The 24,626-nt window shown below is 44.1% G+C and carries 24 protein-coding genes, 1 tRNA gene and 1 pseudogene; 11 read left to right on the forward strand and 15 right to left on the reverse strand.

Going from position 1 to position 24,626, the window contains the following annotated elements; all coding sequences use genetic code 11:
• Positions 1-71 precede the first annotated feature (71 nt).
• Positions 72-2,213 (forward strand): endonuclease/exonuclease/phosphatase family protein, encoded by a 2,142-nt coding sequence (locus F6J94_RS10580; protein WP_293039669.1) that lies wholly within the window; start codon positions 72-74, stop codon positions 2,211-2,213.
• Between the two features lie 229 nt (positions 2,214-2,442).
• Positions 2,443-2,586: a hypothetical protein gene (locus F6J94_RS10585; RefSeq protein WP_293019357.1), complete on the forward strand. Its 144-nt coding sequence runs from the start codon at positions 2,443-2,445 to the stop codon at positions 2,584-2,586.
• Here the strand turns inward: F6J94_RS10585 and F6J94_RS10590 are convergent.
• The 10 genes and pseudogenes from F6J94_RS10590 to F6J94_RS10635 all read right to left on the reverse strand — a co-directional run bounded on the left by F6J94_RS10590 (position 2,519) and on the right by F6J94_RS10635 (position 12,458).
• Positions 2,519-3,061, reverse strand: coding sequence for a cation:proton antiporter (locus tag F6J94_RS10590; protein WP_293039671.1), 543 nt, complete (start codon positions 3,059-3,061; stop codon positions 2,519-2,521). The two genes, F6J94_RS10585 and F6J94_RS10590, sit on opposite strands and share 68 nt — an antisense overlap.
• Positions 3,061-3,819 carry a cation:proton antiporter gene (locus tag F6J94_RS10595; protein WP_293039673.1) on the reverse strand — a complete coding sequence of 253 codons (759 nt, stop codon included), beginning with the start codon at positions 3,817-3,819 and terminating at the stop codon, positions 3,061-3,063. Before F6J94_RS10595 ends, F6J94_RS10590 begins: the two co-directional genes overlap by 1 nt.
• 4 nt (positions 3,820-3,823) lie before the next feature.
• A complete protein-coding gene (locus F6J94_RS10600; protein ID WP_293039675.1) occupies positions 3,824-3,967 on the reverse strand; it encodes a hypothetical protein in 144 nt (47 codons plus the stop codon).
• A 61-nt stretch (positions 3,968-4,028) separates the two neighbouring features.
• On the reverse strand, positions 4,029-4,643 hold the full coding sequence (locus F6J94_RS10605) for a CPBP family glutamic-type intramembrane protease (protein ID WP_293039677.1): 615 nt from the start codon (positions 4,641-4,643) through the stop codon (positions 4,029-4,031).
• A 79-nt stretch (positions 4,644-4,722) separates the two neighbouring features.
• The gene (locus tag F6J94_RS10610; RefSeq protein WP_293039679.1) at positions 4,723-5,772 is read right to left on the reverse strand and encodes a DMT family transporter; all 1,050 of its coding nucleotides are present in this window, start codon (positions 5,770-5,772) and stop codon (positions 4,723-4,725) included.
• Between the two features lie 193 nt (positions 5,773-5,965).
• Positions 5,966-7,324: a hypothetical protein gene (locus F6J94_RS10615; RefSeq protein WP_293039681.1), complete on the reverse strand. Its 1,359-nt coding sequence runs from the start codon at positions 7,322-7,324 to the stop codon at positions 5,966-5,968.
• Positions 7,325-7,507: 183 nt separating this feature from the next.
• On the reverse strand, positions 7,508-8,671 hold the full coding sequence (locus tag F6J94_RS10620) for a transposase (RefSeq protein WP_293039683.1): 1,164 nt from the start codon (positions 8,669-8,671) through the stop codon (positions 7,508-7,510).
• 219 nt (positions 8,672-8,890) lie between these two features.
• Positions 8,891-10,258 (reverse strand): hypothetical protein, encoded by a 1,368-nt coding sequence (locus F6J94_RS10625; protein ID WP_293039685.1) that lies wholly within the window; start codon positions 10,256-10,258, stop codon positions 8,891-8,893.
• 186 nt (positions 10,259-10,444) lie between these two features.
• A pseudogene (locus F6J94_RS10630) lies at positions 10,445-10,888 on the reverse strand (amylo-alpha-1,6-glucosidase); the annotation flags it as partial.
• 160 nt (positions 10,889-11,048) lie between these two features.
• Positions 11,049-12,458 (reverse strand): glycoside hydrolase 100 family protein, encoded by a 1,410-nt coding sequence (locus tag F6J94_RS10635; RefSeq protein WP_293039688.1) that lies wholly within the window; start codon positions 12,456-12,458, stop codon positions 11,049-11,051.
• A gap of 186 nt (positions 12,459-12,644) precedes the next feature.
• On the opposite strand from F6J94_RS10635, the gene F6J94_RS10640 reads away from it, so the two are divergent.
• Complete coding sequence (locus F6J94_RS10640) at positions 12,645-13,034, forward strand: hypothetical protein (protein WP_293039691.1); 390 nt, start codon at positions 12,645-12,647, stop codon at positions 13,032-13,034.
• Here the strand turns inward: F6J94_RS10640 and F6J94_RS10645 are convergent.
• Complete coding sequence (locus tag F6J94_RS10645) at positions 13,031-13,537, reverse strand: DUF2808 domain-containing protein (protein WP_293019371.1); 507 nt, start codon at positions 13,535-13,537, stop codon at positions 13,031-13,033. The genes F6J94_RS10640 and F6J94_RS10645 overlap by 4 nt on opposite strands.
• A gap of 229 nt (positions 13,538-13,766) precedes the next feature.
• Here F6J94_RS10645 and F6J94_RS10650 point away from each other — a divergent pair, with 229 nt between their 5' ends.
• Positions 13,767-15,035 (forward strand): AAA-like domain-containing protein, encoded by a 1,269-nt coding sequence (locus F6J94_RS10650; RefSeq protein ID WP_367142189.1) that lies wholly within the window; start codon positions 13,767-13,769, stop codon positions 15,033-15,035.
• 329 nt (positions 15,036-15,364) lie between these two features.
• On the opposite strand, the gene F6J94_RS10655 is transcribed toward F6J94_RS10650, so the two are convergent.
• Positions 15,365-15,437 (reverse strand) — tRNA-Ala (locus F6J94_RS10655).
• Positions 15,438-15,676: 239 nt separating this feature from the next.
• Here F6J94_RS10655 and F6J94_RS10660 point away from each other — a divergent pair.
• Together F6J94_RS10660 and F6J94_RS10665 are read left to right on the forward strand one after the other, a co-directional pair.
• Positions 15,677-16,510, forward strand: coding sequence for a rhodanese-related sulfurtransferase (locus F6J94_RS10660; RefSeq protein ID WP_293019374.1), 834 nt, complete (start codon positions 15,677-15,679; stop codon positions 16,508-16,510).
• On the forward strand, positions 16,488-16,652 hold the full coding sequence (locus tag F6J94_RS10665; RefSeq protein WP_293039694.1) for a hypothetical protein: 165 nt from the start codon (positions 16,488-16,490) through the stop codon (positions 16,650-16,652). The genes F6J94_RS10660 and F6J94_RS10665 overlap by 23 nt, the downstream gene beginning before the upstream one ends.
• Positions 16,653-16,847: 195 nt before the next feature.
• Here F6J94_RS10665 and F6J94_RS10670 read toward each other — a convergent pair whose 3' ends face one another.
• The gene (locus F6J94_RS10670) at positions 16,848-17,519 is read right to left on the reverse strand and encodes a class I SAM-dependent methyltransferase (protein ID WP_293039697.1); all 672 of its coding nucleotides are present in this window, start codon (positions 17,517-17,519) and stop codon (positions 16,848-16,850) included.
• Positions 17,520-17,708: 189 nt separating this feature from the next.
• Here F6J94_RS10670 and F6J94_RS10675 point away from each other — a divergent pair, with 189 nt between their 5' ends.
• From F6J94_RS10675 to F6J94_RS10690, 4 genes are all read left to right on the forward strand, one after another.
• The gene (locus F6J94_RS10675; RefSeq protein ID WP_293019380.1) at positions 17,709-17,834 is read left to right on the forward strand and encodes a hypothetical protein; all 126 of its coding nucleotides are present in this window, start codon (positions 17,709-17,711) and stop codon (positions 17,832-17,834) included.
• 181 nt (positions 17,835-18,015) lie between these two features.
• Entirely contained in the window at positions 18,016-19,473 is a 1,458-nt protein-coding gene (locus F6J94_RS10680; RefSeq protein WP_293039700.1) for a zinc ribbon domain-containing protein, read from the forward strand.
• 219 nt (positions 19,474-19,692) lie between these two features.
• Complete coding sequence (locus F6J94_RS10685) at positions 19,693-21,048, forward strand: N-acetylmuramoyl-L-alanine amidase (protein WP_293039703.1); 1,356 nt, start codon at positions 19,693-19,695, stop codon at positions 21,046-21,048.
• On the forward strand, positions 21,045-21,221 hold the full coding sequence (locus F6J94_RS10690; protein ID WP_158069635.1) for a hypothetical protein: 177 nt from the start codon (positions 21,045-21,047) through the stop codon (positions 21,219-21,221). The genes F6J94_RS10685 and F6J94_RS10690 overlap by 4 nt, the downstream gene beginning before the upstream one ends.
• Positions 21,222-21,288: 67 nt before the next feature.
• Here F6J94_RS10690 and F6J94_RS10695 read toward each other — a convergent pair whose 3' ends face one another.
• Together F6J94_RS10695 and F6J94_RS10700 are read right to left on the reverse strand one after the other, a co-directional pair.
• Positions 21,289-22,059 (reverse strand): hypothetical protein, encoded by a 771-nt coding sequence (locus F6J94_RS10695; protein ID WP_293019387.1) that lies wholly within the window; start codon positions 22,057-22,059, stop codon positions 21,289-21,291.
• 143 nt (positions 22,060-22,202) lie between these two features.
• Entirely contained in the window at positions 22,203-22,349 is a 147-nt protein-coding gene (locus F6J94_RS10700) for a hypothetical protein (protein ID WP_293019389.1), read from the reverse strand.
• Positions 22,350-22,652: 303 nt separating this feature from the next.
• Here F6J94_RS10700 and F6J94_RS10705 point away from each other — a divergent pair, with 303 nt between their 5' ends.
• Positions 22,653-23,891 carry a DUF3747 domain-containing protein gene (locus F6J94_RS10705; RefSeq protein ID WP_293019390.1) on the forward strand — a complete coding sequence of 413 codons (1,239 nt, stop codon included), beginning with the start codon at positions 22,653-22,655 and terminating at the stop codon, positions 23,889-23,891.
• Positions 23,892-24,626: the final 735 nt, after the last annotated feature.

A 24,626-nucleotide genomic window follows, 5' to 3' on the forward strand; every position in this document is an offset into this window, starting at 1 on the left:
TTTTGTCTTGGTTTTAAAACCAAGACAAAAACCTGAAATTACTAGTGAGTGCTAAAGAGAAACGTAGGTATATGACAAATCGAATCATACGTCCCATATACGACATCCAAGGTGAAGGTCATATCTCACCATTTGTTGGTCAGTCTGTCACCACTACAGGTATTGTGACTGGGGTAGCGAGCAACGGCTTCTACCTACAAGACCCTTATGGAGATAATAATGATGCCACCTCAGATGGAATTTTTGTCTTTACTAATTCTACTCCTACGGTCAAAATCCGTGACGAGGTGCAAGTGAGTGGTGATGTCCAAGAATTTCGGCGTAGTAACCGTTCCGATGACTTAACCCTGACTGAAATTACTAACCTGACTAATATTAGGGTCTTATCATCGAACAACCCTTTACCTACTGCAGTGGTTATCGGTGAAGACCGTACAGTACCTACAGAAATTATTGATGATGATGGTTTAACTGACTTCAATGAAGCTACTGATAGCATCGACTTTTACGAAAGCCTAGAAGGGATGCGGGTGCAAATCAATAATGCTGTAGCGGTTGCTCCCACTAATAGGTTTGGTGAAATTTGGACGGTTCCAGGTGATGTCAATCCTACTGGTGTTAATAATCGTGGTGGCATTACCATTAGTGACGGTGACTTCAATCCAGAACGAATTCAGATTGATGACACTCTATTGAATGGCACCTCTCCTATAGTTAATGTCGGTGACGAGCTCGGTACTGTAACAGGGGTACTTAGCTACAGTTTCGGTAACTTTGAACTCCAGTCTACTGAACCAATTCGTGCTACATCCGGTAACCTAACCCCAGAGATAACGAATTTAGTCAGTAGTGCAAATCAAGTTACGATTGCTAGCTTCAATGTCGAAAACCTCGACCCCAATAGTCAAGATGGGGATGATGATATCGGTGATGGTAAATTTAATGCGATCGCATTTCAAGTTATCAATAATCTCCAATCCCCGGATATCATTGCTCTGCAAGAGGTTCAAGACAATAACGGAACTATAGACAATGGTAATGTGGATGCTAGGGAAACCTACGAAACTCTGATTAATGCCATAGTTGCTACTGGTGGACCTCAGTACTCCTTCTTTGATATCCCCCCTGTGGACGGTCAGGATGGGGGTCAACCTGGTGGTAATATCCGCGTCGGTTACCTCTACAACCCTAACCGAGTTACCATCAACACTGATTCTGCTCAACGTATTGGTGTTGGTGAGACGGCTTTCGATAATACCCGCAAGTCTTTGTTGACGGAGTTTGAGTTTAACGGTGAAACCATCTCTGTTATTAATAATCACTTCTCTTCCAAGGGTGGTAGTGACCCTCTCTTTGGTGAGAATCAACCACCACACAACGGTCAGGAGGAGAAACGGAATCAACAAGCTCAAATCCTTAACGATTTTGTCGATACCATTCTGACTAATGACCCTGATGCCAATGTGGTATTGCTCGGAGACTTCAATACGTTTGATTTTGAAAAACCACTGGAAACTCTTAAGGGAGCTCACAATTCAGTGCTGACCAATCTGACGGAAACGTTACCAGAGGATGAGCGTTACACATTTATTTTTGAAGGGAACTCTCAGGCACTTGACCACATTTTAGTCAGTGATAACCTAGTTAATGCTCGTGCTGAGTATGACATTGTCCACGTCAACAGTGAGTTTGCTGACCAAGCTAGCGACCATGACCCAATTTTGGCTCGCTTTACCTTACCTGAGCCAACTATTATCAATGGCACCGCAGGTAGTGATCAGCTGACTGGTACTGATAACAATGACATTATCACTGGTTTCCAAGCTCGAGATTTGCTCACTGGTGGTGGTGGTAATGATCAGTTTGTCTACACTTCACACCGAGATGCTGGCGATCAGATCACCGACTTTGAAGTGGGAAGTGACAAAATTGTTCTTACTGAGTTATTTAATAATAACGGAATTACAGTTGCTAATTATGCAGATGCGATTAATCGGGGCTTTCTGAGTTTTGGTTCACAGGACAATAGTGCTGTTGTTTTGTTTAACAAAGATGGCTCGGATGCCAGCAATTATCAAGGGGTTTTCAGGGAATTAGAACAGGAATTTCCGTTTCCTTCTTTAAATACTAACTCAGATGGAAGTCAGATATTTCTGGTTCTCGAAGATGTTGATGTTGTTGAGCTCCATGATGCTAGTAATTTTGTGTTATAATCTAGAATTATGTTTGATTTTCAAGGTTGAAGGTTGTGAGGTTGGAGGTTAGCAAGTTGAAGGTTATTTGGTTGAAGGTTATTTGGTTGAAGGTTGAAGGTTATTTGGTTGAATAATCTTTATCCTGTTCCAAATAATGTTTAACGTTATTTAGCTGATTTTCGGTGCTTCTCAAGGGCTACAATAACTTCGGCTACTGTTAGGATTACTAGTCTACTCAGAAGACCTCTTGCAAAGTTCCAAAACTATTGCTAGCTTGCCTACTCCCGACTCCCTACTCCCTACTCCCTACTCCCTACTCCCTATCATTTACGCCAAGACAAACGAACAGGCATTTCCGACCGTGGCATCAATTCTGGCATGTCATGGGTAGCTTTAAATCTTGCCATGTGCTTACCATACCAGTTAGCTCCTGGAAAAGCCGTTAAACCATGAGCAAACACACTGATCAACACAGTTACTACCATAGTGCTAAACATCACTTCACTACCCTGAATTCCATCCCCCTCTAAAATTAGTAAACCATACAATATTGAAGCCACTCCCCTCGGTCCAAACCAGCCCAGAAATAAGATAGTATACCAACGCAACTTCATACCAATCACGCTAATAGCAACCCCTACCATCCGAGCAATGGTCAGAGTAGCAACGGCGTACAATCCCATCTGCCAATTCACCTCATCCAGAGCAGGAAACACCATCATTGACCCATAAATCATAAAAATCAGCAGCACCAGCAACTGTCCCTCTGCTTCTCCAAACTCATACAAAGAATCACAAATTGATGGAGCTGTATTCCCTAGGGTTAAGCCAGCACAAAACGCGGCAATAAAACCATTTCCCCCCACTAATTCTGCGATCGCCTTTGGCGTGGCCTACGGCCAATCGCATAAGCGAATAACGACAGTCCTAATACCGATAAATCTTCAAAACTATGAGTAATCCACTTGCGGCGAGCACTCTCTGACACCAACCAACCGCCAATATAGCCAACTGCTACCCCAACGATTGGTCCGAGAATCACTTGCATAGCAGCAAAGCGAAACCAAAAGCTTGCTGTTCCCGTCCCTTCCATTGTTCCAGCTAAAGAGAGGAAAATTAATAGAATCGGTAAACAAATACCATCATTCAAACCACTTTCAACATTGAGGGATTGACGAATACAAATCGGAACACTCCGACTGCTGACCACCGCTTGTCCTAAAGCCGCATCAGTGGGAGCCAGAATTGTTGCCAAGGCCGCTGCTTCCCAGAATTCTAACCTACCTCCAAGCAACAGTACTGCCAAAATTGTTCCTAGGATAATTGTCAGTGGTAGACCAATACCTAACAGACGTACCGGTAAATTGTACTCGTGACGCAACAGTTTAAGATTAATCCGAGAAGCATCAGTGAACAAAACCAGAATCAAGGTAAATTCAGCAATTATCCGAACAAACTCATGCTCTACGTCTAGATTCAATAAACCCAACAATGGCGGACTCAATAAAATTCCAAAGATAACAAAAGCCATCGGTGGAGTAATCACACTTTTCTCAATGCGCCCAGAAATTAAACCAAAGCCAAGGATAAATAGGGCAATAATTGCAAATAGTTCAGTGTTCATGAAATTATCTAAGTCCTGAGTGCGTCAGTGCGATAGCAAAGGGAATAGGGAACAGGGAACAGGGAATAGGGAATAGGGAAAAAAACCTGTGTACCTCATAGTTATGAAAAGCGCTGATAGCTGTTCGGTTAGCGTGCGCGTAGCGCATTAGCTGATAGCTGATAGCACCTCAAGTAGCGTGCGCGTAGCGCATTAGCTGATAGCTTAAGTTACAAAAGTCTGCTTTTACCACCCAAGCCAATCAGCCAGATCACAACAAACAACCAGTGAATGACGACAGCTGTCCAGATGGAGCCACTTTTAATATAAGCAATAGTACAAATAATTCCCAAAAGTGTAGCTAGGAATAGAAAAATAGGTTTAAAAAATGTTTCCCGTGCCGCCGGATAGAAGGTGATAGCATTCAGAGGATGATAGATAACAAAAATGAATAAACTTACTGTAGACCAAGCGTATATTGAAATTAAGGAAGGGTTTTCTGAGGGATGAGGTAATAATAAAACCCGGAAAAATATCTCTTCAAGTATTGCTGGGGTAAACAGAGCAGTTATCATAATCTTTAGCACTGGATGCCAAGAGGTTTTGACATTAACAGCATTTAGATCAGTTTTCCTGAATAAAGGAGATAATGGGGGATTATCAATAGTAAGTAAGTTTTGATCCAGTTGCAAAAAGCCGTTGCGTAAACCAATCGGTAAAGCAATTAAACCATAAATCACAATTAAGATAACTACAATTACCCAAGCTTGACCATCAGGAAACGTTAATATTCCAGCCATCAAGCGCTCGGTAACTCTTTCAGCAAATTTGGCCGATATCTCCATAGTGACATCTCCATAGTGACATCTCTATAACTAGTAACATAAAGATGTTAATACGTAAGCATTAGCTGAATGCTTACATTCATACTCCCTTAAACCCGACTTCGATTTCTTTCGTCGATTCTCTCACAATTAGAGTATCAGTTTTAGGAAGCTTGCGAGAAATACCAATTTGATTCAGGACAATGCCGCAAATAATTACAGCACCACCAATATATTGAGCTATTGTTGGTACTTCTGATAGAATCAAGTAAGCTGCTAAAATGCCCGCTAGTGGACTAAACGAACTGGCCAGAGAAACATCGGATGCAGTAGTAGTCTTCAAACCCTTAAACCAACAGAGTTGACCCCCTACTACAATCACAGCTCCATAGAGGAGCATCCATTGCCAGACAAAGGGTGAGAAAACATTCATAAAGTGACCTACTCCAAATAACTTAATCACCACAACAAAGAAAATGACTGTACCTGTAGCAGTTCTGAACACCGTAAAGATGCCCAGAGGGATTTGGCGCAGCTTCACTTTACTAATAATCGTAGAAATTGCTAATGCGATCGCACCTGCTGCTGCCATCAATTCACCGACACCAATCCTAAAGCCTCCCGCCATAGTAATCATGTTTTCCTGCGGAGGCTGAAGCAAAATAGTCAGGATGACACCAATAAATGAAATAATCGCACCAGCTATCACCCAACGATTTACCCGTTCTTTGAGAAGTAAAACTGACAAAGCCAAAGCCAGAGGAGGCTCAATGCGTCCAATCAGCACTACATTATTAACAGCAGTGCGCTCAAGAGCGATAAATATCAGAGATGGTGCCAGTGCTCCTGACAAAACTGCGACACCCAGTAACCCTAACCAATCTGTTCCAGAGAGTTGTCTGAGGGATCGAAAATTCCACTGTCGTCCATAAATAGCAATCAACGCTAGCAACGCGCAGAGATTGCCAACAAACAAAACATTACAGAAGGAAATAGGATTGTTACCATCAATTAAATTATCTGCACCCAGGTCAGTGAGCTTACGAATGACCGAATTCGCTGCTGCAAAAATTAGGATAGCGATCAATAAGTAACCACGCCCTGGAATCCGATTCAACCAATCTGTTATTTTAGCAATGAAACTTGACATAGACGTTGACAATAGCAAAGTTTCAATGAATTATATCCTGTCAAGTGGTGCGCGGTAGTGTTTATAGTCGAAGGTTTTTTAGATAATCAGTAATGGGTAATAGGTAAGCTATCAGCCGTCAGCTGTCAGCCGTCAGCTAAAAGCTCACGCTACGCGAACAGCTGTTCGGGTAGCGTGCGCGTAGCGCATATGCTTACGCACTATAGTCAGCACATTGTTGGATCAGTTTGGCAATTAATCCAGTCCAACCAGTTTGGTGACTTGTTCCAATTCCTAAGCCACTATCGCCATGGAAATATTCATAGAACAGAATTAAATTGTGCCAATTCGGATCAGTTTGAAATTCCTTAATTTTGCCATAAAGAGGACGATGACTGGATTGATTTTTCTGGAAAATCCGAATGATACGCCGGGATAGTTCTACAGAAACTTCCCCAAGGGTCATCAGATTCCCTGATCCTGTAGGGCATTCCACTTTAAACGTATCTCCTAAATAGTAATGGAAGGTTTGCAAAGATTCAATTAAGAGATAGTTAAGGGGCATCCAAATCGGACCACGCCAGTTAGAATTTCCCCCAAATAACCCATTACTAGATTCAGCAGGTTCGTAGTCTACACGATGTTCATTATCATTGACATATAATCGATAATGATTATCCTTAGGAAACTTAGAAATGGCTCGGATACCATAGTCACTTAAAAACTCATTTTCATCCAACAACTTGCTGAGAATGCGGCGGAATTTATCACTTTCTACCACTTTTCCAAGAGTCATATAACATAGAGCAAGCATCCGCTTTGCGCCTACTCCCTTAGTTTCCATACAAGCAACATTGCGTTTGAGATCAGGGCGATGTTGAATAAACCACTCCAATCGTTTTTTAAAACCCGGAAGTTTATTGAGGGTCTCTGGTTCTATAGTAGTGACGGCAAACAGAGGAATTAACCCTACCATGGAGCGTACTTTCAGGCGCAACTGTTCCTGATTAGGTAAGTGTAGCACATCATAGAAAAAGCCATCCTCTTCATCCCACAATTGCGTCTCATCTTCCCCAATATTATTCATAGCAGCGGCAATGTAGAGGAAGTGTTCAAAAAACTTAGTAGCCATGTCTTCATAGACAGGGTTTTCTAAAGCTAATTCTAGGGCAATAGTGAGCATATTGAGACAGTACATTCCCATCCAGCTGGTGCCATCGGATTGCTCAATATACCCTCCGCTTGGCAGGTCTGAACTACGGTCAAATACTCCAATATTATCTAAACCTAAAAACCCCCCTTCAAATACATTGTTGCCGTCGAAATCTTTGCGGTTAACCCACCAGGTAAAGTTAAGCAGAAGCTTTTGAAAGACCCGTTCTAAAAATTGGCGATCGCCTGTTCCATGCAACTGTTTTTCGATCTGATAAACTTGCCAGGTTGCCCACCCATGCACGGGAGGATTGACATCTGAAAAGTTCCATTCATAAGCGGGAATTTGCCCATTGGGATGCATATACCACTCCCGCGTCATTAAGTCAAGTTGATTCTTAGCCAAATCTGGATCAATCATTGGTGACAGCTCCTACACTGACCCGTTGGGTGAGCGTGTAGGCAACAAGCGCCAATCCGGCCATCGCTTAGGAGGCGCTGGGCTTTAAGAACGGACTGCCGAGAGACGAAACCTTAGATAGTGGAGCCTTTATTGTTAGTCGGCTATGCATAAAAGGGTTAAAACTTTTTGATTAAGGCTCCACTATCTTACGGTAACTTCAAACCCTGCCGCTCTGTTTCGTATATTGATCGCTGCATTATGATCACGATCGAGGCTGCAACCACAATGGGGACAATCGTGCCACCTTGTATGCAGCTTTTTGGTAACTTTTTTGCCACAATTGGAGCAATTCTGTGAGGTGTTTTGGGCACTTACCGGAACCGCCAACAAGCCAGCATTTTCGGCTTTGCTTGCCAGGATTGTCAGAAAGCTTGACCAACCCGCATCCAATACAGACTTAGCCAATCGGGACTTAGCCAGTCCCTTTACATTTAACTTTTCGTGAGCTACTACATCGTATTTTGACAGCAAATAATTGGCGGTTTTAAAGTGGAAGTCTTTCCGTTTATCCGCTACTTTTTTGTGCTGTCTACCAAGTTGCTTGATAGCCTTGAGTCTGTTGCTGCCTCCCTTCTTACGTCGAGATACCCTTTTCTGAATAACCTTCAATCTTTTTTGAGATTTTCGGTAATACTGAGGAATTTCTATTGTCTCTCCTTCCGAAGTAGTCAAAAACTCCTTAAGACCAACATCAATACCGACTATTGAGTCAGGATTAATGTCAGGTTTAACTTCAGGTACAGTTTTATCTTCTAGGGACAATACCAGATAATATCTATCACACTTTTTGGTGATCGAAGCTGTTTTTATTTTGAATCCATCAGGAATAGGGCGATGTAGTAAAACCTTGATTTTACCTATTTTAGGGAGGTTGATAAGATTGCCATCCAAACAACCTTCTTTCATTTGGGGGTAGGTAAAGGTGCGGTAGCGGTGTTGTTTCTTAAACCTGGGTTTACCACTCCGCTTCCCATTGCAATCCCCCTTAACAAATCTATCAAAAGCGTGCTTTACTCTTTTGACTACATCCTGAAGCACCTGGGAATGTATGTCCCTGTACCAAGGATGAGTATTCTTGAGATTGGGTAAAGTCTTTTTCTGGGAGTAGTAATCTGGATTGTCCCTTAATTCGGAAAGATGGCAGACAAGAGGACAAGCATTAATTGAACAGCGATTTTCCTCGTACCAACGAAACCGATCGGCCAACAAATAGTTATATTGAGCACACAGCATTGACAGCCAGTGATCTATCTTGGCTTTTTGCTGCTTTGTTGGTTTTAAGCGGTACTGGTACGCGATTCTCATTTGACTTGTTCTCTAGCTCATCGAGCTACTATTAGTATAATATACAGCTAGTCAAAGCGCTAGTCATAATGAAAACAATAAAAATTACAATTAGACTTACCGATTTCGAGAAAAGACAATTGGAGCAAGAAGCAAAACGGAGGGGAATGACTCAGTAATCAATACATACAATGAAGTTTTATAGCTCGTCTTCGTGATCCAAAAGACCCTGTGCAAAATTCATCCCACACTCATGCTGCGCATTGAGATGTGGGGCTTCTTTTGCCGGACAGCTAAGGGGATGCAGTGGAATGCCAAATCCCAGGCTGCAAACCAGGGATATTCCCATTTATCGGGCATCGAAATAATATCTGCATTGTTGAGATGATTCCATTGCTGATTCCTGACTTTGAGACGTTCTGGTGGAGGTGGGGGTTGATTGGGGTCACCCTTGAGCCAGGTTTCTACGTTGTAGTAATAATACTGTTTACTCCACAACAGTCCTGCGAAGGCTTGACGCTGAATATTACGCTGATCATTATTAAGTCCGGATGGTGCGATCGCATGGTAAAACTGATCCGCTTCTGAGCGACGGGTGGCAATAATCCTTGAAAACTCACTGCCAAAGGGTTGGGGGATATTGGGAGCATCACTCAGCCACAGCTTAATCACCCGAGTCTCCCCAGCACCAATAGTAAATCGGTAATGGGGAGCCACTTTTGTGCCGACTCTGCTAGGATTGACGGCATTATTGTCACCCTGAACCACATAGTTATTAATGCCATCTTTAACATAGGCAGACTGATTCTCTACCCCAAACAAGCGCTGATAATTGGTTTCGTTATCAGTAACTAATAATTCTGGTGAACCCTCACAGTAAAACCACCGTTGTCCCAATGTGGGATGGGAGGCTTCCAGGACACTGAATTGGTGATCAGATTTAGCAACCTTGATTAAGGGCTTGGGAGAATTAGCATTCCAAGACCAAGTATTGCGGAACCAGAGAGTAGGTAGGATATGGAGAGTTTGAGGATCTGGTCCTCGATTAATCGCAGTAATTTGGATTAAAATTTGCTCCGCCGAGGCTTTGGCATACTCTAGGAATACATCATAGTAACGATTTTCCTGGAATATCCCTGTATCGAGCAGTTCAAACTCTGGTGCTTCCCGTCCCCGACGTTGGTTTTCCTGCACTAGCCAAGTATAGGGAAACTCAGCTTGGGGATATTTGTATAATCCCTTCATGTAGGAGTGGGTAGGAGTACTATCTAGATAGAAATAATACTCTTTAACATCTTCCCCGTGATTACCTTCAGTGCCCGTTAAACCATAAATCCGTTCTTTAAGGATGGGGTCTTTGCCGTTCCATAGCGCTAGGGCAAAACACAAATACTGTTGATCATCACAAATACCCAAAATACCATCTTCGCCCCAACGGTAAGTACGCGATCGCGCCTGGTCATGGGTAAAATAATCCCACGCTTGTCCATCCGGGCTATAGTCTTCTCGTACTGTTCCCCACTGTCGCTCACTTAGGTAAGGACCCCAGCGTTTCCAATGGATAATGTGATTGCGAGCTTCTTCCAGTCTTTGATATTCTTCAGTCATAACTCAGGCCAGCTGCATCGCTTTTAAAGTTGAAAGTTGAAGGTTGAAGGTTATTTTATTTAAGCTTAATTGGTGGTTCGCGTAGCGTGGCCGACAGGCCAAGGTTTAAGGTTAGTTAGTTGTTCGCCTTTGGCGTTCGGTGAAGGGTAGGTTTAAGATTAGTTGGTTGACGCTTAGTTGGCTTTGCTGGACTCCCGCTTCCCCTGCATAAATTAAACCATCGTTATCCAAGTGAATGCTGTAGCGAGTTCCCCGACGATGCCAGTCAATTACCTCTTCTAGAATTGGAAACAATTCCGCTATCAACCTCTGATCTTGCGTCGCTTCGTAATAGGCACGGATTGCCTCGAAATACCAGAGCGTAGCATCCACGGTGTTGTATTCTGCTTCCGTTCCTACATCTGGGAAGAGATTGGGTAACATCCCTTGATCTATATAACGGGCAAAGGTGGGAAGAATAGTGCAAGCAACGTCAGGAGGACCGGTCGAGAGAGTCAATGCTGGCAAACTAATCATGGTATCTGACCCCCAATCCCCAAACCAAGGGTAGCCTGCGATAATCGTTTTATCATCAGGTGCATCTGCTAACGGGCGGTTGACCATAAACTGGTCAGCCGTCCATACTAATTGCGGATCCAACTGGGGGTAGTTTTGAGATTGTGGGCAGCATCCCAACCCTTGATTAATGTCATTGGTAATTTTGGTAATTGTTAGTTTAAAATTGGTACTTGGCGAGTACCAATTTTAAATTAGTTTAAGTTAATTTAAATTAGTTTAAATTAGTTTAAGATTATTTGTTCATAGCAACGATTTCCGCAATATCCATAGAGCAAATCATCACAGCAGTGTCCTCAAAACTTACTAAGTTAAGATGATCCGGATTATCTATCAACTGTTGTGCTGCTAAAAACCCAGCAATTGTCCAGGTTTGAACTTTCCTGGCTTTCTTGCCAATCAGGCGACCATTTTTACCATCATAGTACTCTGGCCATTTATCCTTAAGCAGGCGTTTGGCAGCAATCTTTAAGGCTTTATGGGCCAGTTCAGATTTCCCAGTTTTTTGGGCTGCTGCTGCTAATTCCCACAACAAGAAGGGCCAACTCCCCCCATTATGGTAAGACCAAGGAGTATTTTTGGGATCACAACCTGTGATAATCTGCCAATCGCGACCTTCCAAAGCCGGAAAACAAACTTTCATCGGCATTTCTCCCACTAAATCCTGCCACTGTTGCTCGATCAAGTTCATAATGGCTTGGGATTGTTCTTCAGTAGCTAGGGAAGTAATAATGGCCATTAAATTACCTTGGGCAAAAAAGCGAAAATCCATCCTTCCTGGTCCAAGGTTACCCACAAAATATCCCCCTGAATCTGGCAACCATTGCATTAGCCAATCAGGAATAGTGTCAGCATAGACATTAAACTTATTGATTGCCGCTTCACCGAACTCTTCCACATTGTAGCGATAGATTTCCTTGAGGCGGTCTAAATTCAACCAATAGTAATTCCGAATATGATAAGTCAGATGACCCAAGCGCTCCTTGACAACAGGAACGTAATCATCCTCTGGCAACAACAACTCACTGGCCGCCTGCAAAGCAGTGTAGAATAGGGCTTGAATATCCAACGGATAGCCATCAACTCCCATCCGTCGGTCAATCATGAAGGCACCATCGGGAACCAACATCGTGGGAAACAGATCAAATCGCTTAGTCAGACACAGATCTAGAACTAATTTGATTCCCCGTTGGAACCTTGTCTGGTGGGCAAGGGCTTGATCACCAGTTGCCTTGACATAAGCCCTTAACACCAGCAGCCACCACAAGCCAGAATCTACTGGAGCAACTCGTGCGATCGCATGTTCCCCAAAATCCGCCCCTAAATACTCCTGTTCCTTCTTATGTATCACTTTAAAGCTCGCTGGCATCAATCCAAGACCCGCCTTAAAGCAATCCATATGCTTTTCACGGCTTTGAAGCCCTAGGGTTTCGATCAGGAAATTGCGCACAATTTCTCCCTTGCCCCTCATCAGCAATGCCATAGCCGACACCGCGAAATCCCGGGTAAAGCACTGGTCATAATTCAGGGCTTCCATATCCGAGTCTTTCGACGCCACTGTGCCCACGGGATGACCTTGATAATAGATAATCGAATCTTCCAGGGCTTGCCAAGCTGCCTCGATCAGATTACCTTCGCTTCCCATATAAAATTTCTCCTTTAAGTTGTCCATCTGGTTGATGCTAGCTTAACTCCTTTGAAAAAATCCTGGAGTACTTGGCTCGGATATCGAAAGACAAAGAACTTCGGGAACTTCAGATCAAGGAACTTCGGATCAAGGAACAGGGCATAGGTCAGAATAATTGACGCAAGCCTTATCATAAAAATACTAATGCTGCAAGGTCTAACCAAACAACCTTGGCCTTTGGCAACGGGTGCGCGTTCAACATTCAACCAAACAACCTTCAACCTTGGCCTTTGGCCACGCGTTCGTGTTCAACCAAACAACCTTCAACCTTGGCCTTTGGCCACGCGTTCGCGTTCAACCAAACAACCTTCAACCTTGGCCTTTGGCCACGCGTTCGCGTTCAACCAACCTTGGCCTATTGGCCACGGGTGCGCGTTCAACATTCAACCAAACAACATTCAACATTCAACCAAACAACATTCAACCTTCAACCAAACAACATTCAACCTTCAACCAAACAACATTCAACCTTTAACCAAACAACCTTCAACCTTTAACCAAACAACATTCAACCTTCAACCCTATTTACTCTAGTCACTCAGGACTGGCTCAAGTAACATTGCTGTACCGACAGGAAAGGGATAGGATATATTTTCGGTCAGGGCAGACACTCGATAAAGCATCGCTCCCCCTTCTCGATTTTGTTCTACCCCATCCATCACAATGCGCAGAACATTGCCTGGTTTAACAGGTTCATTCAAGGTCACCGTAAGAGCGGTACCACCTTCAGCACTCTTAGAAACTGCTGTGGTTGCTGGCACTCTCTCACCAAACTGATTAGTAACCTTTGCTTTGCGAACACCAGCGAGATTGGTACACTCAATCACAAGAGCATTAATGGGAAAGGCAGCCACAGCAACGGTAATAAAATGCCTATCCCCTGCAGCTCCAGCAATTCCAGCACTGGCAACATAGGGAGCATTCGGCACAAAACCGGCTTGAGCCTGAGCTACTGGCACCAGACTGGGGATGGCTATAGGCAGCACAGATGCGGCGAATGCTAGGGCTGAAACTGCTCCGAAAACTTGTTTTTTCATCACTCAATCGTCTTGGGATACCAGACTTAAACAACGTTGAGTTGATTTGAAAAAACACCTATGGAAATTGTCTGCCTGAAAAAATCGGGAATTTGACCTAGATTGGAATCGGCTATTTGCTGGTAATTTTCGTAAAAAATTGGAAAAAATTGCTTGATTGGACGGAAATTTTGGCAATTCTATGTCAAAGTAAAACTAGTGTTTGGTGTGTTGGCTTTCAACCTAGTCAATGATGGCAGAAGAAGCCCTAGCTGTTTTGGACACAATTTTGCCCGATTACTCCTTCAGTAACCTTCAAGAGACCGTCTTCTGTGAAGTTTGGGAAGGTAAGACTTACGCTGAGATTGCGGAAAGCTGCGGGTATGAGCATAGTTACATTAGAGATGTAGGATTCAAACTTTGGCAACGTCTGTCTGTGGCTCTCAAACAAAAAGTTACCAAAAGTAATGTCCGGTCAGTTTTGAGGCGGTACTCCCGAGCTCAGCTATCCTCTCTAGGGATTTATGGCTATCAGGACAGGATAAAAACCAGCGTCGGGAATTCCCTATCCCCTGCTCTGGTACCAGAGCTAGACTTTCCCAGTGGTCCGGTACCACTAAACTCCAATTTATACATCGAACGTCCTCCCATTGAAGCGCTCACCTACGCAGAAGTTAGCAAACCAGGTAGCCTGATTCATATTAAAGGCCCCAGACAGAAAGGAAAGACTTCCCTAGTGCGAAGGATTTTGGCTTATGCCAAGAAACAGGGCTTTCGTACTGTTAGTTTAAGTTTACACCGAGCTGACTCCCAAGTTTTCAGCAACCTGGATAAGTTCTTACGTTGGTTTTGTGCCAACGTCAGTCGGCAATTGGGTTTATCCCTCCAACTCGATCACTATTGGGATTCTGACATTGGCTCTAAGGTGAGTTGTACCACTTACTTTGAAGACTATTTGCTAGAGCAAGTCGATAGGCCAATTGTTATTGCTTTAGATGAAGTTAATCAAATTTTTGAGTATCCAGAACTTTCTAGGGATTTTCTGTCTTTGCTACGCTCTTGGTATGAGGATGCTAGGGAACTGGAAATTTGGCAAAACGTAAGATGGGTGATAGCTCATGCTACAGATGTATATGTGCCACTAAAACTTAATCAATCGCCCTTTAATGTTGGCCTAGCCATTAAACTCCCAGAATTTACCAATGAGCAAGTGCTAGACTTAGCCCAGCGTCATGGTTTGGATTGGGCAAAAGGTGACCAAGCCATGAAACGTCTTGCTCCTTTAGTGACTATGGTAGGTCGTTGTCCCAGTTTAATTCGTCTTGCCCTTTATCATCTCACTAAACAGGATGTTAGCTTAGAACAATTACTAGAGGAAGCACCAACTCAAACTGGAATTTATAGTAACTATTTGCGTTACTATCTAGCCGCTTTGCTACCCCATCCTGACCTAGTCGCTGCTTTTAAGGAAGTAGTCATGGCCACAGAAAGTGTGGAATTAGAAGCACTAACTGCCTAGAAATTGGAAAGCTTGGGTTTGATCAGAATTCAGGGGAATCGAGCCACAGCTAGCTGCGAACTATATCGTCTATTTTTTAGAAATCAATTTGTCCATGGAATCAGAGTTAGTGGTTATTAGTTATTAGTCATGTCAACGAGATACAAAAAAAGCGATCGCGTAGCGTGACCTACGGTCAATCGCGTAGCGTGACGGGTCGCACCTGTGGAATAGGCATCTTGCCTGTTCGGGGATTTTTTGGAGCGGGCAGGATGCCCACTCTACTCCGATCCATTCGTTTGATTCAGCAACGCCATCCTAGTCACCAATTTACGATTAGATCTAACTAGTGGAGGTAAGCGGACTCGAACCGCTGACATCCTGCTTGCAAAGCAGGCGCTCTACCAACTGAGCTATACCCCCAGGCAAAGACAACTTAAGCTAAATTAAGCTTAGTGTATCAACCGCACTTTTGTTATTATACATCATCCAACTGGAAAGTCAACCAAGATAGCCAAAAAATTTTCCCATAGACATCGCAACAGTACTATTACCATAGCACCTTAATGCGGGGTCTTACCATACGCCAATATAGTAAATAGTGAGGCACTTTCCGACTCAGGACTCAAAACTCAGCACTATTTTCACCCCTTAACCGGATCATGACCCAGGTAGTTGCAACATTTTACAAATTTGTCAAATTGCCAGACTTTGCGGATAAACGACCCTCCTTGCTAGCCCATTGTGAAGCTCAAGGCATCACAGGAACCATTCTCCTCGCAGCAGAAGGCATTAACAGCACCATCGCAGGCTCCCGTCAAGCCATTGATTCAGTCCTAGCGTTCCTCCGTTCCGATCCCCGTCTGGCCGACTTACAGCATAAAGAATCCTACACCGACTCCCCCCCATTCAACCGCCTGAAAGTCCGGTTAAAGAAAGAAATTGTTACCATCGGTTTGCCAGAGGTTGACCCCAATCAGCAGGTAGGTACCTATGTTAACCCCCAGGACTGGAATGCTCTAATTTCAGATCCAGACGTAGTACTGATTGATACTCGCAATACCTATGAAGTAAATATCGGAAGCTTCAAAGGTGCGCAAAATCCCCATACTGACTCATTCCGACAATTCCCTGATTATGTTCGCCACCACCTCGATTCCACCAAAGATAAAAAAGTAGCCCTGTTTTGTACAGGGGGTATTCGCTGTGAAAAAGCCTCATCCTTTATGTTGAGTCAGGGTTTTAAACAGGTCTATCATCTCAAAGGTGGCATTCTCAAGTATTTAGAACAAGTCCCAGAAGACGAAAGTTTATGGGAAGGGGAGTGCTTTGTTTTCGATCAACGAATTGCTCTCAAGCACAAGTTGGAAGCTGGAACCCACCATATGTGCTACGGTTGTGGAAATCCAATTTCCCAAGCTGATCTCAATTCCCCTAAATATATCAAAGGTATTTGTTGCCCTTACTGTTTTGATGATCTCAGCAAAGAAGCATAAACGTCAGCGGTCAGCAGTCAGTGGTCAGCGGTCAGCCGTCAGCGGTCAGCCGTCAGCGGTCAGCGGTCAGCGGTCAGCGGTCAGCGGTCAGCCGTCAGCCGTCAGCGGTCAGCGGTCAGCGGTCAGCCGTCAGCTAACGTAACTAAGATTAAACCAATGTTTACCTGTTTGATTCAAAAGCACCTCAAGTAGCACCATCTGTAGCGCATTAGCACCTCAAGTAGCGTGCCCGTAGCGCTTAAGCTGATAACTGATAACTGATAGCTGATAGCACCTCAAGTAGCGTGCGCGTAGCGCTTAAGCTGAATGCTTACCTTCATACTTCATACTTCATACTTCATACTTCATACTTCTTTAGCGCTAGGGTCAATCCATCAGCAATCGGTACCAAACTAAGGGTTACCCGTTGGTCTTGAGATAGCTTTTGATTAAATGCTCGAATTACCTCAGTTCTGCTATCGACTACCTCAGGATCTGCTACTCGCCCCGACCAGAGGACATTATCCACAGCAATAACTCCACCATTACGCACCAGTTTCAGTGCCTGCTCGTAGTAGTTTTCGTAGTTCCGTTTATCGGCATCAATGAAGGCAAAATCAAACGTACCTGCTTGTCCCTCTTCCAGCAACCGATCCAGAGTGTCCAGTGCTGGGGCAATTTGCAGGTCAATTTTGTCAGCTACTCCAGCTTGTTGCCAGTAGCGACGTGCGATCGCAGTATACTTCTCACTGATATCACAAGCAACCACCTGGCCGTCTGGTGGCAAAGCTAAGGCTACAGCTAAAGCACTATAGCCCGTAAATACCCCCACCTCTAGAGTTTTCTTGGCTCCCATCAACTGCACTAGTAAGGCCATAAACTGCCCCTGTTCAGGAGCTATTTGCATCATACCCATGGAATGCTGTGCTGTTTCCAGCCTCAGCTGGGTCAAAACTTCTGGCTCTCTTAGAGAAACAGATTTTAAGTAGTCGTAAAGCTGCTTGTCTAGTCCAAAGGTTTGATTAGCCATTGATATTTAGTTTGCTCAAAGCTATTATTTTCCAGAGGTTGCTCAATCTATAGCGTTGATCATACTTATGAGGTACCTTCAAGTTTCTTATACCAAGTTGCGGTCAAAGGTACAACTTTCTCTTCCGCCAATCTCCCTATCTCCCTATCTCCCCATCTCCCCATATTCCCCTCCTGGGAGGGGTTAGGGGTGGGTCCCTATCTCCCTATCTCCCTATCCAACCAATCTACTCTCTTTGAATGCAACTCGGTATTACCCCTACTCCCGACTCCCGACTCCCTACTCCCTTTGCTAAATGATAGTATTCATCGTTAATTTTTCATCAGTCCATGTTGCTTTGGTTATTCCTTGCTGTTCCCTATTGGTGGGATGATTTGTACAGTCTCGCGATTAAACCCCAATAAATAGGGATAATACGGTATTTAATACCATAAAACAGACATTGACATTTTGCTAGCGCTAGAGTAAGATTCAAGTATACGATTCAGAATTAACGATGCCCAAGAAAATAGGAGCAACTAGAAAAATATCGACTCAAATCGTCCCCGTAGTAGGGATGACTGAGTCGGTTAAGACAGAGTTGTTGTTCACAATGAAAAAATTGGGCATTGTCAGATCTGAGTCTTACAACAAACTGGGAAGCATTAATCACTGGGGACTGGACTGGAAAAAGGCCATCCCGGAAGTAAAGAGTTTCAGGAATCCCGACAGCTTAGGGCTGCCTGCTAAATTAATGGATTGGGCTATTAATGATGTAGCAAAAGCCATTACGGCTCAGCAGGCAGCCTGTATAGATGCAGTAGCAAAAAGAATCTACAGAAGGTTCCCTGGAAAGGAAAATCAAAATAAACGAAAGGAGCTTTGCAAACAGCTTAAGACCGTTGCTTTTCTGGACAATCCTCTTCTACACAGACTTGTTAGAAGGTTTTTCCAAAGAGGACATTCTTGGATTAAAAACCAGATCGTCTATCAACAAGTGGGTTACAAATGTAAAAGGCTTTACCGTAACACTTACCAGTTAGAATTGGCGGGATTAAGGAGAGGGAAGAGGAACAGGATAGTTGTTAGATCTAATCGAAAAATAAAAGGACAAATCAGACTGATCCATAATCAACTCCTGCAAAAATTTGAAATCCACTTTCTGGTAGACCATGGAACCGTAGAAATTCCCTCTGAACGTCGAAGTCTCGGTGTAGATAAGGGTTACACGGAGGCTTTCTATGATTCAGACGGTCAGGCACACGGCAAAGATCTGGGAAAAGTCTCTACTAAGAAATCAGATCGCATATGTGCCAAGAACCGCAACAGAGGGAAACTTTGGGCACTTCACAGAAAGCTAGAGAAAATAGATTCAGTTAAATCGGCTCGAATACTTGAAAACAACCTAACTAGAAAAACGGAAAATCGCCGTTACAGAAAAAATCAAGCAGAGTTGACGGCGATAATAGGAGCAGCCTCTAAGTCTCTTTTCAATGGAGAATCTTTAAAGGTCTTTGCTGAAGATTTAACACAACCAATCAGAAATAAGCGCCAGTCTAAAGCCGTGTCCCGCAAACTCAATAGTTGGATGAAAGGAGTGATGCGTGATTCTTTGCAAAAATGGGCTGATTGGACTGGCTCGGTTGTTACAGAAGTTCAGCCTAGTTACACGTCGCAAATTGACTCCAGGAATGGCACCCTGTTGGGCAAAAGGACTGGGGACAATTTTACCGGATTTGATGGGGTCGTGTTGCAGGCTGACCATAATGCTGCCAAAAACATCCTTGCTCGCGGTACCGACTTCGAAATTACTCGGTACATGAGTAAAACCGAGGTACAGGCGGTGTTATTGCGTCGTACCGCGCGTTGGTTGAAAGGAATGGGACTGAGTTTAGTTGATGCAGTTGAACTTGGTTGGCTTGACTGTAAGCATACTAAAACTCAGGCTTTCAACCAACTCCTCATCGAGATGTGAGGAACGCCTAGAAAGACGAGTGGCAGGTTTAACTCCAATTACTGCATGACCACTCCTCCCTCAGGCAACAATAAATTGCACCTTGACCGTTTTGTACGGGTTCATCCCGATTAATTACGGTTTAAGAGTATCTCGAACTTCCCCTAGCCATAGGGAAAGTAAATCCTTATCCTGGAAACAGCAAGTGCTCAATTAAGGGCTGAGGGCAAAAAGCAAGACATGGGACGTATATTTATTTCAGCAGGTCACGGTGGCATGGAACGTGGTGGTCTTGACCCAGGGGCGATTGCCGGTGGGACAACGGAAGCCGAAGAAATGATTGGGCTGCGAGATATGGTGGTGCCAGAATTGCGATCGCGTCGGTATGAAGTATTATCTGTTCCTGATGAATTGAGTTTAAAGCAGACAATTCAATGGATTAATGACCGTGCTGGTTTTGGTGATGTAGCGCTAGAGATTCATGCTGATGCCTTTTCCAATCCTAACATCCGAGGTGCCTCTGCTTTTTACATTTTCAATAACACTGAGCGCAAGAAGCATGGTGAACTAATGCTGCGCTATTTGATCACACGCCTTCCTGAACTGCCCAATCGAGGAGCAAAACCCGATACGGACTCAGGTGTTGGGCGTCTTGCCTTTTGCCGTGATGTTATCCTGCCCTCCCTACTGCTCGAAGTTGGCTTTCTGACTAATCCCCAAGACCGTGCTCTGCTCCAGAATCGACGTCGTGACATGGCCAGAGGCATAGCTGATGGACTTGCCCAATGGAGTAGTTTGATATCTGGTGAACAGCCACCCGATCAACTCAATCCCGTTTATCCCATCATTGATATTAAAATCAATAATCAGACTTACGATGATCGAGGTGTTCTAATCAATAGCAATTCTTACATTCCCATTGACCTAGCCGATCGCCTAGGAGTGGATTTGACCACCGCCGAGAATGTCCGTCGTGTGCAATATCGGGGAGTCGTTTATGTTAAGGCCATTGAACTAAGAGAATATAACATCTTTGTCGGTTGGGATGCTCCTACCCGCACTGTGATTTTGCGCTCAATTTCCCAGAAAATCTGTCCAGGTCTGATTGACCGGATCATGGGTCATGGTAGCACCTCCGAAGTCCAGTTACAGATATTTCTTAAAAACAATAATCAGAACGCCCTGACTGAGTTTCCTGACCTAGCTAGGCTCTATCGAGAAGAAGCCTCGATTGAGGGAGTCAACTATGACATTGCCTTTGCCCAAGCTTGTGTAGAAACTAACTTCCTACGCTTTAGCGATCGCCTTAGACCTGAGCAAAATAATTTTGGTGGTTTGGGAGCAGTGACTAGTGAGGAAGAAGCGACTTTTCCTAGCGCTAGAATTGGAGTACGTGCCCATATCCAACATTTGAAAGCCTACGCCAGTCAGGAACCCCTAGTCCAACCCTTGGTCGATCCCCGGTTTCGCTTCGTTACCCGAGGGATTGCTCCCTTAGTTGAACAGCTCAGTGGCCGCTGGTCAGCTGACTTAGATTATGGCAAGCGAATTATCGCCGTTGTCAGGCGTTTATATGAAGCATCTAACTTGCTTTGATCCCGATTCCCGATTCCCGATTCCCGATTCCCGTTCCCCTCCTGGGAGGGGTTAGGGGTGGGTTCCGATTCCCGATTCCCGATTCCCGATTCCACCTCAAGCAGCCCTCTAACTCAGCGCTGCAAGCGCACTACGCATTTAGATGTTTGACATTCCTAAACTCCAAAACTTAGTCATAGTTTACTTCTGACTTCTGACTTCTGACTTCTGACTTCTGACTTCTGACTTGCGCTATAACTACTAAGCTGTCTTGAAAAACCGGATAATTTCTCGGACATTATCCAGAAATTGACTATCTGTAGTTAATTGTGCGATCGCATTTTCAGAATCCCGAGCTAAACGTTGGTGTTCCGCATTGTTATTAGCTTCCAGTTGTGCCATTGATGCTTCAAGTTGGGCTAAGCCTTTGCGAGTCTCTTCCCAGTAACGCTGATGGGTTGCCACCCAAGAGTAAGGTTCTTCTGGGTCTAGTTTCTCTTCTAGACCTTTGACAGTTCTTTCGAGAGCTTCAAAACGATTCTGTAGTTCCATTACATCTCGGCGAGGATACTTAAACTCTTGCCGGATCATCCTTAACCGGGCTGCTAAATACTGGTAAAAACGTACCGCTGGACGCAAAGCAGTTAAAAGCAAAGCTGCTCCCGAACTGACGTAGCCTACAGCACTAATCCCAGTGGCAGCAAGGATGTACAGACCCACAGCAGATAACAGGTGAAGGGCGATTGCTACGGTTAGCGATCGCTTAGCTATCATTTCCACATAGTTTAATTGCTTCGGGTCAACCGCAATCTCATTTGCCCTGGAAGCCGACCCCTCTGCTAAAACTTCCCTAGCTTCCAAGTGGACATTCCACGGAACTGTCACAATCACCAACAGCCACCAAAAGCTAGCCACACCAATTATCCAATCTAGGAAATGACCAGTACTAATGTGCAACCATTGCAACAGCCCAAACACCAATAGAGTTAGAATTCCTAACCCAGTCCCTACACCAGCAATATTAAATAACATCCTAGCGACCTCCGACGGATTTTCAGCCTTGATCCCATCATGCTTAGAGATAACCCTCAGGCTCGAAAACCTTGTGATAGTTTCGCTAGCTTCACACTGATATTAGGTAAGTATTCAGCTATCAGCCGTCAGCTGTCAGCTAATCAACGGTCGGTAGTTGCTAGTGGTGCTTTAGGGACGGACTCACCCTCATTTTCTCGGTAGCCAGTGTTGGGACAGTCCGCTCCGAAAATTGTCACGGGCAAGATGCCCATTCCACAACAAGATGCCCATTCCACCCACCAGGTCAAACAGCTTTTAGGAGATGCACCCTGCTCCTTTTACTCATCCGACCCCGTGCAGTTAAAGCCCCTGATAGCACCTGAAGTAGCACCATCTGTAGCCCATGAGCTGATACGCGACACGCTGATAGCTGATAGCTTATGTGTCCTTAGCTACTTTTGCTCAAATTTTATTAATCAAAATTAAAACTTAAACCATTAGAACCAGAAACATTTAATCTGAAAGTTAATCATTATAGCTTGAAGCAGTCGTCTTAAAATTGACAAATCCTAAAAGCCTAGTACAGATGCTGAAAAACAGAGGTAAGTAGCATGAAGAGTTCTTTAAAACAAAAATTACCACAAAAACTAGCCACCTTCGCCACCGTTGCCCTAGCCACTGCCTTCTCAGCAATCAGTCTTGGCAACCAAACCTCCGCCGCTACCTTTGAGCAAAAACAAGTTGAACAAGGCAAGTTTATTGCTGTAGCTCAACCCTTTGGCGCAAATTCCCATCAATTGCTGATCATAGAGCAAAAATCCAACAAGCGAGCCTGTTGGAGCGAGAGTGGTACTAACCCAGTGATCGTAGACCCACTGCTGTTGAACTTTGACTTTACTGGCATTTGCGGACGCAGTACTGATAGCAATGGCTATTCCATGCGCATGGCGGGTGAAGACTTAGGACTTGATTACATCCTTAGCATTGTTGAGCGTAATGGTGAACTGTTGCTAGTGGGTAAGCACCGCCTTGATCGTAAAGCTCCTGAAGTAATCATCGGTAGAACTGGTGGTATTCGCCAGGGCTTTATGAAAATTTTTCTGCAGCCCGGTTGGGAATTTGCCAAGAGAATGTTCAATGGCAGAGAGCTAGGTCACGTCTACCTTGCTACTAACACACCCCTAGGTAACACAGGAAGTACTGATCCATCCAAGCTTCCTCCACTTCCGCCACGAGAAACCTCTAAATTTCGGGATATTGCTACTGATGTCTATGCCTCAGAAATTGAAAAAGCCGTAGCAATGGGATTTATTGCTGGATTTCAGGACAATACCTTCAGACCCCAAGGGTTTCTCACCAGAGAACAACTCGTGTCTATGGTCATTGAAGGCTTAGGTAAACTGCCAGGTGCTAATATTACTGTCCCCACTCAAGCATCAGGAAGGCCCTATCAGGATGTTGAAGCTGGGCGCTGGAGTGCTGCCAAAATTCAATGGGCAAGGGACAATAATATTGTTAGTGGCTATCCTGATGGCACCTTTCGACCAAATAAGTCCGTAACTCGTGCCGAATTGATGGCAGTACAAAAAAAAGCTGCTGAATTTGCCAAAAACCTCCAAGGTCAGCCAGGGGTACTCGTTTCTAATGGGTCAGTCACACAATTTTCCGACACCGAAGGTCACTGGGCTGTCGCTCTGATTTCTGAAATGTCTGCCTACTGCCAAGTTGCATCTCCCCTAAACGAAAGGGGTAACGCTTTCTTCCCCAATTCTGAAGCACGCCGGAACTATGCCGCTGCTGCTACTCTGCGCATGCTCAACTGTGTCCAGCAGCCCATTACTCAGAAGTAGCACATTATCCTTTAAGAAGGCCACAAGAAACGTCTGTTGATCAGACCTCAAGTAAACAACGTAAGCTATCAGCTGATAGCACCTCAAGTAGCGTGTTCATAGCACATTAGCTGATAGCTTACATCACCCCATTATATCAATTCCGGTAGCCTGGGATTGATCACAAACCCGATTGAATACTGCCGCAAAGTCTCTATTTTATTCCTACCTTACTGAACTCTGCCTCTTGGCCGTTTTCCTTCTCTTCTATCCAACATATAAAGATGTAAACGAGAGCTCTATAGCAGAAGTCAGAAGTCAGAAGTCAGAAGTCAGAAGTCAGAAGTCAAACTCTTGCGCTTACTTAGGTTTGAGACTTTTGTCATGTCCGCGCCTGCCCTGGCGACTGCTATAAAAGTGAAGACTTTAATAAATCCGTAAAAAAAACTGTAAAGATTTGATTAAGCAAGGAGTTTTATAGTGACATGGAATCATAATTATGTCATCTATAGTAATGTAATTTTTTTTTTAGACAATTTAGATAATTCTTATGAAGTCTAGTTTTAGCTATTGTCCAATAAGAAGCATGAGAAATTTCTTAATTTATTTAATCGAAATCTTATTCACTTTCAATTAAATAAATTAAGAAATTTCTCATGCTTCTTATTGGACAATAGCTAAAACTAGACTTCATAAGAATTATCAAATAACATATTCCGCCGCTACCTCTGCTGCAACTGCAGTCGAGGCTTGCGT

Origin of the sequence: Moorena sp. SIO1F2 (assembly GCF_010672755.1) — a bacterium.
Lineage (GTDB): Bacteria > Cyanobacteriota > Cyanobacteriia > Cyanobacteriales > Coleofasciculaceae > Moorena.